We start from the raw sequence: 13,914 nt of genomic DNA, 5'->3' as shown, positions 1-13,914 counted from the left end.
TTTCATGGTTATTAGTTTTTACCCAGCTTCGGCTGGGTTTTTTTATATCACTAAATAAACCAGCTTTTTATTGTTTATTTCGTAAAAATATAAACAAATTAAAATATAATGAATTACCTATCACTTCATTACGAAGCAATAATACAATAGAAAATAAAAAAATTAACGAAAATTTATTTTAAAGAAGCCTCTTCCGCCTCTTCCATAAGCTTTAAATAAGTAGAATATCTGGAATGTTGGATCTCTCCTGTCTCTAAACCATCCAAAACGGCACATTTTGGCTCATTAATATGAAGACAGTTATGATATTTGCACTCTTCTCTTTTTTTGAAAATTTCAGGGAAGTAATGCTGCACTTCTTCTTTTTCAATATCAATCATGGCAAATTCACGAACTCCGGGTGTATCGATCACGTTTCCGCCAAAGTCCCAAAAGTGCATCTGAGCAAAAGTAGTGGTATGCTTTCCTTTTAAATGGGTATCTGAAATTTCAGAGGTTTTTAAATTCAGTCCCGGTTGCAAAGCATTCACTAAAGTAGATTTTCCACAGCCAGAATGTCCGAAAAATACAGATGTTTTATCTTTAAGAATATCTTTTAACTGATCTAAATTCAGTTTTGAATAGGAAGAAATCTCCAGAGAATCATATCCAATCTCACTGTAAAGGAATTCTATATCTTTTACAATCTCAATTTCTTCTTCGTTGAGTACATCAATTTTATTGAATAAAATCAGCGGAGTAATATTGTAAGCTTCACAGCATGCTAAAAACCTGTCAAGAAAACCTAAAGAGGTTTCAGGATGTTTTAATGTAAAAATAAAACATGCCAAATCAATGTTTGACGCAATGATATGGGCTTCTTTTGAAAGGTTTACCGATTTTCTTATCAGGTAATTTGTGCGAGGTTCTATTTTTGTAATCCACGCGACGTCATCCTGCTCAAGTTGAAATTCAACAAGATCTCCGACTGCGAGAGGATTGGTCAGTCTGGTTTTAATCAATTTAAATTTTCCACGAATTCTGGCTTCGAAAATTTTTCCGGTTTCCAATTCTAAAACCTGATACCAACTTCCCGTAGATTTAATGACTTTTCCTTTCATAAACAATATTGCTGCAAATATAGGGAATTAGAAGATAGAAAATAAGGCTTAGAATTTAGAGAAACAGAATTGTTTATACTTCAATTCCCCTAAAACTAAGCCTTACTTAATTTAAATCTAAAAAACTATTATCTGTTGATCATAATATTATTCTGAACTTCAATAGATTCTTCGTGAATTGCCTTGAATACTTTTTCAATAAATTCCTGAGACATTCCAGTTTCCACTGCTTTTTGAATAGCATATTCTGTAATCACTTTCCAACGTTCCGGCTGAAAGATCGCAATATCATTTTCTTTTTTAAGCTTACCTATTTTTTCAGAAATTTTCATTCTTTGAGAAAGCAATTCAATCAGTTGAAAATCAAGATCAGAAATCAGCGTTCGGTGTCTTCCCATTTCTCCTTCAAATCCGGCTAAGTCTGTGTTTCTAACTTTTAAATTACCAATCAGTTCAGCCAGAACTTCCGGTGTAATTTGCTGGGAAGCATCACTCCAAGCTTCATCAGGATTGCAATGCGTTTCTATAATCGCTCCTTGGTAACCAACGTTCAAAGCTTCCTGCGTAATATCTGCCAAACCTGTTCGGTTTCCGCAAATATGGGAAGGGTCTATCAACATTGGAATATTAGGAAACTGGCTTTTGAAATCCAACGCAATCTGCCAGTTTGGATTGTTTCTGTATTTTGTTTTTTGGTAGGTAGAAAATCCTCTGTGAATAACTCCTAAGTTGGTAATTCCCTGTCCTAAAAGTCTTTCTAAAGCTCCAATCCATAAAGCTAAATCTGGGTTTACCGGGTTTTTCACCAATACAATTTTATCTGTTCCTCTCAAAGCCTGCGCAATTTCCTGGACGGTAAAAGGATTCACAGTAGAACGGGCACCAATCCAAAGAATATCTACATCTGCTTCCAATGCTGCGAATACGTGATGAGCATTGGCAACTTCGGTTGCCGTTTTGAATCCGTATTCTTCTTTTACTTTTTTAAGCCAGTTCAAACCAATCACTCCTACTCCTTCAAAACCATTTGGCTTTGTTCTTGGTTTCCAGATTCCCGCACGGAAAATAGGCACCTGTGCATTGGTTTCTTTCATTCTTCTGGCCGTCTCCAACATTTGAGCTTCACTTTCCGCGCTACATGGTCCGGCAATCATCATCGGTTGAGCGAAGTCATTAATCCACTCGTTTTTTAAATCTTTTAAGTTCATATTTTTATTCTATTTTATTTTGTTTGTAAGTTAGTACCATAGGAAATGTATTATAAAATTACTTTATAATTCTTTTCAAAAAATGCCGTTAAAGTTTTTAAAGGAATCAGGAATTTAAATGAAAGAGATTTCAGTTTTCCTGTATTTTTTGAGAAAGAAATTCAGATTAGCAATACCAATAAAATCGGTAATAATTTCTGAAATTTCTAAAATAGGTAAATGAAAAGCCAAGATAACCGCTAAAATAATCAGCGGATGCAAAAGTAGACTGGTAAGGTGTAAACAATTTTTTCATTGTTAAAGCGTCTATTTTCAGCTATTCTTATTAATTTGTATTTGTCAGAAAATGATTTTCCTCTCAAATATTTGACAAATATATAAAATTTATGTCAAATCAAACCTCATTAAATCATCAAGATCTTTAAGAAGTGGATTTTTTTCTATAAATTTTTCGAAGATCTTCCTTTTTGTCATGACTTCTACCTTCAGATTTTCGAAGTCTCTTTTATATTCAATTTCAATGGAATAATTATGAACTTTTCTTCTAAAATGATTAAAAAACTCACCACTTATTTTATCAAACTCTACTTTAGCAGAATCTGAAGGGTAAGAAACCATGATGTGATTTTCATCTTTTTTAAACATTTTGAAGGTCTTCACGGCATTGAAAACAAATGGTTCTTTTTTCTGCAGCTGTTTCAGCATAAGGTTCCATTCAGCCTGAAGGTCGGTATCTGTAAAATGGTTCTGCGGAAGGTTTTCTGTTTTTACAGCTACGTTTTCGTCTACTTCTATTTTTTCTTCTTTGTTTAAAAAAGAATTGATACTGAATCCTGATGAAGAAGGACGTTTTGATAAAGGTTTTGAAGTTTTTGTGATGGTATTTTCCTCCGGTACAGAAACTGCTGTTTCCTTTTTCACCTCATTGATTTGCTGAGGTTGTGCAGCCGGAACAGGAATTTTTACTTCTTGTTTTTCTTCAAGAAACGGAGCTAATATTATGAACTTTTTTTTTTTGTAACGTCTCCATTAGCCGTTAAAGAAGCTAACTGCATTAAAGCGATTTCTACAGTAAGCCTAGGGTTTTTCGAATTTTTGTAGTTGATATCAGCGTGATTACATATTTCAATAGCGTCAATCAATTGCTGTGCATTCCATTTCTGGGCCTGCTCTACAAATTTTGTTTTCGTCTGCTCTCCGACTTCTATCAGTTCTATAGTAGAAGCATTTTGAGCCATCATTAAGTCTCTGAAATGATTTCCTAAACCTGCTATAAAAATATGGGGATCAAATCCTTTTTTTACAATTTCGTTGAAAGAAAACAGCATTTGAGGTATTTTATTTTCTTTTGCCAGATCAACAATATTAAGGTATTGATCATAATCCAGAATATTCAACACTTCTGCTGCTTTAGCGAGAGTAATGTTTTTCTGGGAAAAGGTAGAAAGCCTGTCAAAAATAGAAAGTGCATCTCTTAATGCTCCGTCAGCTTTCTGAGCAATTAAATATAAAGCATCGTCTTCATATTGTACATTTTCTTTCTGTGCAATATTTCTAAGATGTGCCTGAATATCTTCAATGGTAATTCTCTTGAAATCATAAATCTGACAACGAGACAAAATCGTAGGAATGATTTTATGTTTCTCGGTAGTTGCCAAAATAAAGATCGCATGAGCAGGCGGTTCTTCCAATGTTTTAAGAAAAGCATTGAAAGCGGCAGAAGACAGCATATGAACCTCGTCGATAATATATACTTTATATTTACCTACCTGAGGAGCAAAGCGAACCTGATCTATCAATTCTCTGATATCATCTACAGAGTTGTTAGACGCAGCATCTAATTCATAGATATTGTACGCAAAACCGTCTTCTGAAACAGAACCGTCTTTTTCATTAATCTTTCTAGCTAAAATTCTGGCGCAGGTCGTTTTACCCACTCCTCTTGGCCCGCAGAAAAGCAAAGCCTGAGCTAATTGGTTTTCTTCAATAGCATGTTCTAAAGTATCTGTAATATGAGATTGCCCAACAACGGTGTCAAACTCTTGTGGGCGGTACTTTCTTGCAGATACAATAAAATTTTCCATTGGTCAAAAATAAGAAATAAAGTTTTAATCTGAAAGGGTAAGGGTTTCAAATTATCCACAAAATTATTTCTTTATAGAATAAAGGCGTTTTTATTTTTCTTTTTTCTGATATGCAAAATCAATAATTTCAACGATCGCTTTCTCAATTTCCTGTCTTCCTTCGTCAGTTTTCAAATCGATACCACAGAATTTACTTGCATTATATCCTGTATAAAGATTCAGATAATAGGCTCCTGAAACCAAAAGTGCAGTAATAGCTCTATATCTTACAGCATCTTCTTCTCCGAAGTAAGGATCTACAATATTTGAAAAAAGCATTTCTCCTATTTCCTCTCTTTCATCAGCAATTTTCTTTAGAATAGGCTTACTTTCAGAAAGTCCCCAAAGTATAATTTTCTGAAGTTCTTTATTTTTCTTCAGATTATCATACTGGCTCAAAATAGCCATTTTAGACAATTCTTTCCCTCCATCGGAAATATCTACTTCTACATTTTCCTGGCTTACTCTACTCCAATAATCCTGTGACTTGATATACTCATCAATCAATTTATCGGTACTTCCGAAATATTCATAGATTAGTTTTTTATCAAATCCCGCTACCGCAGCAATTTTACTTACTTTCAGTCCTGAATAGCCTTTAACTCGTAAAATTTTTCCAACAGCTGCTAATAGTTTTTGTTTGGTCTTTTCTTTATCTCTGATAGGACCTTGTACAACTTTTCTAGGCATGTTTATTATTTTTTTGCAATATGCAATTTATTTTTGATATCCTCAAATGCATTTAACGTTTTGTCCAGATGCTCACGCTCGTGTGTTGCAGTAACACTCATCCTTATACGGGCATCTTTTCTTGCGACTGCGGGATAAATAATCGGATTGGTATAGATCCCGTGATCTAAGAGAAGTTTCCCAACATCTCCCGTGATATGAGGGTCTCCAATTTTCACAGGGACAACGGCAGAACAGGTAGTTCCCGTATCTAATCCCATATCATCCAGTCCTTTTTTGAAATAATTAATATTATCCCACAATTTTAAACGCCAATGCGGTTCTTCATCTATTAATTCAATGGCTTTAATGATTCCTGTGGCTGTAGGAGGCGGTGTAGTTGCAGAAAATATCTGCTGACGGGATTGAAATCTGATAAAATTGGTCAGTTTTTTATTTGCGATCACATACCCTCCCAGATTACCGAATGTTTTACTGAATGTTCCTGTGATGATATCAATTTTATCCAGCAAACCGGTGTCTTCAATCGTTCCTCTTCCTGTTTTTCCTAAAATTCCTACTCCATGTACATCATCAACCATTAAATATGCATTATATTTTTTTACCAATTGGTATATTTCTTCAATGGGAGCTGTATCTCCGTCTTGAGAATATACTCCGTCAATAACGACCAATTTGGTACGGTATTGATTTTCTGAGGTTTTTAGAATATGTTCCAAAGCCTCTAAATTATTATGTGGAAATGTCTTTCTGTTTGTTAAAATACATCCTTCATATACACTTGCGTGTACTGCCATATCCACAATAGCTATATCTTCTTTTTGAAGCAAAATCTGCAATGTCGCACTATTTGCTGTATATCCTGTTGTAAAAATTACAGCTTCATCTTGTGATCTTCCAAAAAATCCAGCTATTTTTTCTTCCAGGTCATTATGATATGAATAATATCCTCCTATAAGCGGAGTGGCTGCAGTACCTGCCCCAAATTTTTCCACACCTTCAATGGCTGCCTGTTTCACTTTTGGATGTTGTGTAAATCCTAAGTAATCACTTGTCACAAAGCTTATAAATTCTTTTGTAGTGTTCTCTGCAGTCACGTTCATTATTGAACTACATCCTGTATTATTTTGTAGTCTGTAACGATGTCCATTAGATTTCATATAGTCTAAAAAATCATAATAAGCATTGGCGCGTTCCATCATATCCAGACCCGGAATATTTTCAAAGTCCTTAAACGTTGCTGTTGTAAAATCTATGTTCATCCTTAATTATTAGTTTTGTGAATTATTTATAACAAATATAAGATTATCTCGTCTTATTTTTTTTATTTTTCCAGAAAACATCTTTTTATTTTCATCTACAACTACAACGTGTTATCTCTTAGATTATCTTTTCTTCTAAAAATTAAATCACTAATCAATTTTATGAATAGATTTCATCAAAGTTTATTCCTTTTCTTATTCAAAAAATAGTAAGAAATTTGCGCATTTCAAAATATCTTTTGAATATAGCATCATGAATAATTTAGAAAAAGCAGACAAGAAAAGTCATAGATTCAAACTTATCAAAATAGGCATATTCTTATCGGGGCTTTCTGTATTTGCACAGCTTTATCTTTTTCAGCCGCTTCTTCCTTTGGTGAGTGAATATTTTAATGCCGGAGCAGGAAACAGCTCTCTTCTGGTATCTTCTTCCACTATAGGAATGGCTGCAGGTCTTTTTTTCTTTGCTTTTAAAGCAGATGCGTATTCCAGAAAAAAACTGATGGTCTTTTCTCTCCTTTCTTCTGCATTTCTGACATTTGTTTCTACATGGATTCCCAATCTCAGTATTTTAATTGCAATTGGCTTTTTTAAAGGTTTTTTAGTATCCGGTGTTTCTGCGGTTGCTCTTGCCTATCTTACTGAAGAAGTGGAAATATCTTCTGTTGCTCTTGCCATAAGTATGTATCTGAGCGGAAATACGATCGGAGGAATGAGCGGAAGGATATCTACAACAATTCTTGCAGGAGAATACGGCTGGAAAAATGCAGTTATGATCATCGGAATAGCAAGTTTAATATTAGGGTTGACTTTCTGGAAAATTTTTCCGAACTCCCGTTTTTTTCATCCTCAAAAAATAGATTATTCTTTAAAGATAAAACAGATGAGAAAGTTTCTTTCGGATCCGTTTTTATTATCTTTATTCTGTATTGCTGCCATGATTATGGGGTCTTTTGTAAGTATTTATAATTATCTAAGCTTCCGTTTAGAGGCTCCTCCATTTTCATTGAGTCATTACTTGATAGCTTTGATTTTTTTAATGTATATTTTCGGTGTTTTCGGAACTATGCTTACCAGCTATCTTTCAAGGTTCTATGAAAAGAGAAACATCCTGAAGTATTCTATTGTAACGATGTTTGCTTCTTTATTACTTTTTTATTCACAGAATATTTATCTGTTGATATTCGGTTTAGCATTATTTACGTTATCCTTTTTCTCTGCGCATACTATGGCCAGTCAAATGGTTGCTATCCGGGCAAAATACGGGAAATCTTCCGCAACTTCTATTTATTGGCTATTCTATTATTTTGGTTCCAGTATTCTTGGTAGTGGAACGGGGTATTTACTACATGCTACTTCATGGAATTTTTTTGTAAGTTTCCTTGCCACAATCCTTTTTATAGCATTTCTCTTGGCCGGAAGACTCATTTTATTTTCAAAACGGACTTCTTAAATACTGACTAATATTAAAAACCATATATTTTTCAAGCAGGAAATGAACACGTTAGCAACTTTAACACATTAACTTTACGAAAAATCACGAATTCGTGGGATTTCAGGCATAGTATTTGCAACGTGTTGATCGAATAAGTTTATAAAACATAAAGACAAAAAACTTTGAATTTATAGATTGTAAGCACCCAAATCTTAATTATATATTTTATTTACGAAAAACCCACAATTATTTTATGATTGTGGGTTTTGTTTTTATCGTCTTATTGAGGTAAAACCGGAGGCGAAATCCTCTGATTTTTTGTTGACAGTGTTCCTAAGAATTTTTCTAGCTGTAAAACTTCTTCTTCTGTTAGATCCAATAACCTTAACATATCAGATTTTTCGGAGGTTAATGTAATTCCATTATGCACGGTTGTCCGGTTTTTATAAGGTTCCGGATTTCCCTTGTTATAAATCTGGATAACATCTGCTAAAGAGGTAAAAATCCCATTATGCATCCAAGGTCCAGTCCTTACAACTTCCCGTAAACTTGGCACACGAAATTTCCCCACATCTTCAGAATTTTTAGTGACCAGATATCTTCCCAAATCTTCCTGCTCAGATCCCAGTAAAGAGGTTCCTATATTTTCGAAACGGTTGTTTGAAAAGTATCCGGAATTATGACAATTGACGCATTGTGCTTTTGTACGAAACAGATGAAGCCCCATCACTTCATCATCAGAGAAAAGATTGGTTTCACCATCTATAAAGCGATCAAATTTACTCGGAGAACTTTTAATCGTTCTTTCAAAAGTTGCAATCGCTTTAGTAATTTTTTCTTTTGTTATCTTTTTATCTCCGAAAGCTTTTTCAAATAAGATTTCATATCCTTTTATTTTAGCAATTTTTCCCACTGCCATCTCAATATGCTCACTCATTTCTCTCTGATCCTGAATAGGCATCTGAGATTGCTCTTCCAGTGAAGCAGCGCGGCCATCCCAAAACAAAGAAGTTGCGTAAGCTGAATTTAAAATACTCATTGCATTCCGGGTTCCCAATTGTCTATCATGCCCAAAAGAAACCATTCTGTTATCACACCATCCCAATTCAGGATCGTGGCAGGAAGCACAGGCAATCTGATTAGAACCCGAAAGACGCGGATCGTAAAATAATGTTTTTCCCAGCAAAGCTTTTTCCGATGAGTATGGATTATCTTTTGGAAATTCTATTTCAGGAAGATGACCGATCTCCGAAAAATAAGGTTTTGTCTCTTCGTCCAGCATCGGAACGGGCCATTTTGAAGTATCGCCGGAAGCATAGAGTTGCCTCAATTTGGTAATGAAGGATTTTTTCTGCTCAATATCTTTCTGAACTTGATTGCTCAGACAGTTGTTTAAAAGTGAAACGGTAAGAAATAAAACTAAAACCCAGCTTAGTACATTCTTCATTTTTTTCCGACGAATTTCAGCAAAAATAGGTATTAATTTTATTTTGGGATGATGAAGATCAATTCTGGTTATAACAATCTATCTGATTCAAAACAAAACACTAAAAATCAATTAATTAACAAAAATATACTATTATTTAAAATTTATCTTTCTAAGCAGACTTGATAAAATGAATAAAAATGCTATTTTTATTTTTTTTAAAAAGCCCTTGTATATATGCAGCCTGATGCGTCTCATAAGCTGATTCCGATGACTACTTTTGTCATAGAATATTATTCCCACGAAGGATATGCAGATCTTCAAACATTAAAACTGATGAAGAACTATGCCAATTTCCTGAAAAAACCTTTACGTCTAGGAATGTTTGTTCCCGTAGATCAGCAAGGCAATGTTTTGAAAGAACCGAAAAATTATATCTCCTGGAAAACTCTTGAGCACAATAGCAATGGAGAAACAGTTGATACTGCTGCATTTGAAGAATACAGAATCTATCAAACTGCAGAGCAGCAATGTTTTTTTAAAGATTTCAAAGTAGATTACAATGGCTATTCCCGAGTAAGAATTGTCGCTACTTATAATACTTCTATTGAGTTGTCATTCAATAAAACTGATCTTAGCTTTTTGAATTTCCAGGATGTGGAATCTCTTACGGCATTTGATGAAATATTTTTAACAAGAACTGCATTACGCATGATCGGAATAAAAAGAAAATAAGCAGTTTCATTTCCCCTTCTCTACCCTTTCTTTATGGATAAAAAAAAATCCTCAGAAAACTCTGAGGATAAAAACTAATAACCATGAAAACTCAAATTAAACATGAGTTACATTCTCCTATTAAAATTTTGTGCCAAATAAATCTTGCATCCGTTTTTTTAGCAATAATTAAGATTTTTTAAGAAAAAATAATAAAATTTCGTCTTGGCATAGTTTATTCTCTACCTTGATTATCTTAAAAATACATATCATGGCACACAGAAATTTTAAAAAAGAGGATTTTGTAAAAAATCAGTCCGGTGAGTTTCAGTTGGAATTTCAAGAAGGAAATATTGGCGAAGGAGTTGATCTGATTGTAGAAAGAAAAAATGAAAATGGAGAGTATGAAGTACTACAAGCTGAAATTAAAAGGCACAACAAATTGATTATGATCCGCTGGAGCGAACCTTTTGACGGAAGAATTTTATTTGATGAATAAAATTTCACAACCGTTATCTCAACAATTCAAAATATTCTAAAGTATAAAATCTTTAGTCAGCTAGACATTGTTTAAAAAAATTAGGAATCAGAAATATTCTTAATGGCATAATAATAGGTTGATTATTAGCATCAACCAAAAACAATCACAAAATGAAATCAGCTGATCTATTACAAAAAAGTTTAAAAGGAAAAACTGTCGTCATTACCGGAGGAAGCAGCGGTGTAGGAAGAGCTGCTGCGGAAGCTTTTGCATTGGAAGGCTGCAATATTGTAGTAGCAGCAAGAGGAAAAGAAGGTTTGGATGAAACGGTGACTTTGTGCAGAGATTTGGGTGTCGCAGCAATGAGCGTTCTCACCGATGTTTCTATCGCGGAAGATGTTCAGAATTTAGCAAATAAGGCTTTGCAATTTAACGGAAGAATCGATATATGGGTAAACAATGCAGGAGTAATGGCAAGCGGAAAGTTTGAAGAAATTCCTATGGAGCTGAACGAACAGGTGATAAAGACCAATCTTTTCGGGTATATGCATGGAGCTTACAGTGTTTTACCTATTTTCAAAAAACAACAGGAAGGTATCCTTATCAATAATGTTTCGATCGGCGGTTTTATGCCTGCTCCCTATAGTGCAGCGTATTCTTCTGCCAAGTTTGGAATCCGCGGAATGATGGAATGTCTACATGGAGAGATTTCGGATTTCCCTTATATTCATATCTGTAATCTTTATCCGCAAATCCAAAGATCTACCGGAAATATGCATTCGGCAAAGTATTCAGGATTAGATTTTAAAATACCTCCTTTAGCCGCAGATCCCAGAGATACAGCTGCAAGTATCGTACAACTTGCCAAACATCCTAAAAAGGATCTTTTTCCGGATTTCACTTCAATGATACTTAAAAATATCTATGGATTATTTCCTAAACCTGTCATGAATACCGCTTCAGCCGCTATGAGAGTGTTGATGAAAGTGAAAAAAGCGCCTAATGATGCAGGAAATGTCCTTACTCCGTCATCAGAACCCCATCGGATTTATGGTGAAACTATGTTTCCCGTACTTTCAAGGAAGACAAAACTGTCGATTTTTGCCGGTATAGGACTTGGATTAGCTTACATGATTTTCTCCTCAAAATCTTCTAAAAAATAAATCTTTTCTCTTTTTTTTAATATATAAAAACGGATCATGAATATCATGATCCGTTTCAATTAGAAAAACACGAAACTATTTTCCTCCGCCTCCGTTTTTCTCAACATCGGTTTTGGTATTTTCTTTTACTTTCTGGTTCCCAAATCGCTTTACGAATGAGATGGAAGCACCGTACCAATCCCATTTCGAAGCATTTCTGAAAGTTCCTCCCTGTGTATACGTTGTAGCATCATAATTCGGTCTCTGGAAAATATTCATCAACTGAAGACTGACCTCCATCTGTGTTTTCGGGAATATTTTCGTTGCAGAAATATTATGGAAAACATTCGCTTTATTTGTAGTAGAGTTCCCGTTATTTTGGTTAGAAACTTCCACCCATGCACTCAAATTAATGTTTTTATTAAAAAGATTAGTGTATGAAAGATTGGTTGAAGCACTCAGATAACTGATGTAGCTGTTCGCATTGTACAGTTTATTTTTCTGATTAAAATCGCTATTGTCGATATAATACCAACCCAACCCAAGATTTACTGTAAATTTATTTTTAAAGAAGGTCTGGTTTGTATTCGCGTATACATAATATTTATGAACCTTTCCAGCAAAATTGGAAGGCTGGGTAATGGTTATTTTCTGTGGTTTCCCATCTGAACCCGTAATATCTCCCTGTACATAATCTGTCCAATAATCCTGATCGGTAAACATATATCTTGCTGAGATAAAGTATTTCTTCAGAATTCCAAGTTTCATATATACTCTGTCACTTGGGTTCGGTTCCAGATCGATATTTCCACGGCTATAGAAACCGTCGTTATTGGGAATTAAAAACGGATTGAATTCTGCATACCAAGGTCTCCATATATTTTTATTATAAGTTAAGCTCAGATCATATTTATCTGAGAAGGAATATTTAACTAAAATATTAGGTAATAATTTTCCGTAAGAATCTTTTCTTGAGGTTCCGGCAACGTCCTGGCTAATTTTGTAATCAATATATTCGTAACGAAGTCCTATTCTCGTTTCTAATTTTTTAAAGAATGTCTTGCTGTAGTTTCCATAGATTGAACCAATCTGATCTTCATAATGAAAAGTATCATTTTTACTTAGACTTCCCAGGTTATTCCCATACAAACTGTTCGGAATTACATTATTGTTAAAATCGATCTTCCCTCCAATCTCGAAATTACCGCCTGATTTTCCTAATGGCTGAGTATAATCAACTTTAATATAATAATTTCTGTTTTCTGTATCCGTAAGGACTCCTATGTCTTTAATATCTCTTACCAATACTTTATCTTTAACGGAAAGCATATCTTTTATGTAATAGCTGTCATCTGACTGACCATAATAGTTTGTTCCTAAGTTTACATCTAAAATCTTATTCTTTTCCTTATCATACCATTTATAGAAAAGATTCGTTCCCAAATTACGGTTAAGACCATTTGAGTTTTGATTCTGGATATAAGAATTATCAAAATCTCCATTGATATTTTTCAGCCCGTCTGCATCAGAAGAAGAGTTCGAATTACTTTGATAATATTCCAGAATAACCCCTACTGTATTTTTGCTATTCAGCTCAAATTCCGAAGTTGAAGAAACCGACGGACTTTTATACCTTCCAATCGTTTTGGAATTAATCTGAGTCGTTGAATTATCTTCATACAAAGTATAAAGACTGGAGCTTTTCTGTACATTAGTATTATCACTGTAACCTCCGATAAGGGTTTGTGTAAAGTTTTTCTTGTGATAATTTAAGTTAAGATTGCTGTACTGAGAATTTTTGGTATTCTGCCTGTTATTAAAGGTTACACTCCCTTTTAATCCTTCATCATCACGTTTTCTCAAAACAATATTGATAACCGAACCTGTTGCTTCATATCTTGAAGAAGGACTGGTGATTACTTCTATTTTCATCAGGTTATCGGCAGGAATTGTCTTTAAATATTCTTTCAGTTCTTTCCCTGTAAATACGGTTTTTCTGTCGTTGATATATACCGTAACAGTTTCTCCTTCCGCTTTTATCGCGTCATTATTATCAATGCTTAACAAGGGGGTCATTCGCAGTACATCCCAAGTTGTATTCCCCGCAAGAATTGAACTATTGGCAACATTAAACACCGTACGGTCAACCTTAGATTCTACCGTTGGCTTTTTTGCCACGAACGTAACCGCTTCTATTTCTTTTTCTTTTACTTTCGATTCTAAAGTATCTTTTTGAGCCTGAGCAAAGACTAAAGTTCCCATTAATAAAGCGATTGGCACTATAATATTTTTCATTGAAATTATGTTTTTCCAATTATAAGACACCAATACGG

The 13,914-nt window shown here is 34.2% G+C and carries 12 protein-coding genes; 4 read left to right on the top strand and 8 right to left on the bottom strand.

Annotated elements, in window-relative coordinates; all coding sequences use genetic code 11:
- Positions 1-173: 173 nt before the first annotated feature.
- The 6 genes from rsgA to JI747_RS02765 form a co-directional block, all read right to left on the bottom strand.
- A complete protein-coding gene (rsgA, locus tag JI747_RS02790) occupies positions 174-1,100 on the bottom strand; it encodes a ribosome small subunit-dependent GTPase A (protein WP_225686132.1) in 927 nt (308 codons plus the stop codon).
- A 128-nt stretch (positions 1,101-1,228) separates the two neighbouring features.
- Positions 1,229-2,308 (bottom strand): chorismate mutase, encoded by a 1,080-nt coding sequence (locus JI747_RS02785; protein ID WP_225686130.1) that lies wholly within the window; start codon positions 2,306-2,308, stop codon positions 1,229-1,231.
- 384 nt (positions 2,309-2,692) lie between these two features.
- Complete coding sequence (locus tag JI747_RS02780; RefSeq protein ID WP_225686128.1) at positions 2,693-3,229, bottom strand: hypothetical protein; 537 nt, start codon at positions 3,227-3,229, stop codon at positions 2,693-2,695.
- 77 nt (positions 3,230-3,306) lie between these two features.
- Complete coding sequence (gene dnaX, locus JI747_RS02775; RefSeq protein WP_225686126.1) at positions 3,307-4,392, bottom strand: DNA polymerase III subunit gamma/tau; 1,086 nt, start codon at positions 4,390-4,392, stop codon at positions 3,307-3,309.
- 90 nt (positions 4,393-4,482) lie between these two features.
- Positions 4,483-5,121 (bottom strand): TetR/AcrR family transcriptional regulator, encoded by a 639-nt coding sequence (locus JI747_RS02770; RefSeq protein WP_225686123.1) that lies wholly within the window; start codon positions 5,119-5,121, stop codon positions 4,483-4,485.
- Between the two features lie 5 nt (positions 5,122-5,126).
- A complete protein-coding gene (locus JI747_RS02765) occupies positions 5,127-6,383 on the bottom strand; it encodes an aminotransferase class I/II-fold pyridoxal phosphate-dependent enzyme (protein ID WP_225686121.1) in 1,257 nt (418 codons plus the stop codon).
- Between the two features lie 253 nt (positions 6,384-6,636).
- On the opposite strand from JI747_RS02765, the gene JI747_RS02760 reads away from it, so the two are divergent.
- Positions 6,637-7,836 (top strand): MFS transporter, encoded by a 1,200-nt coding sequence (locus JI747_RS02760; RefSeq protein ID WP_225686119.1) that lies wholly within the window; start codon positions 6,637-6,639, stop codon positions 7,834-7,836.
- 262 nt (positions 7,837-8,098) lie between these two features.
- Here the strand turns inward: JI747_RS02760 and JI747_RS02755 are convergent, their stop codons facing one another.
- The gene (locus JI747_RS02755) at positions 8,099-9,265 is read right to left on the bottom strand and encodes a cytochrome-c peroxidase (protein ID WP_225686114.1); all 1,167 of its coding nucleotides are present in this window, start codon (positions 9,263-9,265) and stop codon (positions 8,099-8,101) included.
- A 216-nt stretch (positions 9,266-9,481) separates the two neighbouring features.
- On the opposite strand from JI747_RS02755, the gene JI747_RS02750 reads away from it, so the two are divergent.
- From JI747_RS02750 to JI747_RS02740, 3 genes are all read left to right on the top strand, one after another.
- Entirely contained in the window at positions 9,482-9,979 is a 498-nt protein-coding gene (locus JI747_RS02750) for a hypothetical protein (protein WP_225686113.1), read from the top strand.
- Positions 9,980-10,229: 250 nt separating this feature from the next.
- Positions 10,230-10,457: a glutathione synthase gene (locus tag JI747_RS02745; RefSeq protein WP_225686111.1), complete on the top strand. Its 228-nt coding sequence runs from the start codon at positions 10,230-10,232 to the stop codon at positions 10,455-10,457.
- Positions 10,458-10,609: 152 nt separating this feature from the next.
- Complete coding sequence (locus tag JI747_RS02740; RefSeq protein ID WP_225686109.1) at positions 10,610-11,602, top strand: SDR family oxidoreductase; 993 nt, start codon at positions 10,610-10,612, stop codon at positions 11,600-11,602.
- A 75-nt stretch (positions 11,603-11,677) separates the two neighbouring features.
- Here JI747_RS02740 and JI747_RS02735 read toward each other — a convergent pair whose 3' ends face one another.
- Entirely contained in the window at positions 11,678-13,876 is a 2,199-nt protein-coding gene (locus tag JI747_RS02735; RefSeq protein WP_225686107.1) for an outer membrane beta-barrel family protein, read from the bottom strand.
- Between the last annotated feature and the right edge of the window lie 38 nt (positions 13,877-13,914).

Source organism: Chryseobacterium tagetis (assembly GCF_016735585.2).
Lineage (GTDB): Bacteria > Bacteroidota > Bacteroidia > Flavobacteriales > Weeksellaceae > Chryseobacterium > Chryseobacterium tagetis.
Note: the sequence above shows the minus strand (reverse complement) of the source record. Positions and strands in the feature narration are given on the sequence as shown.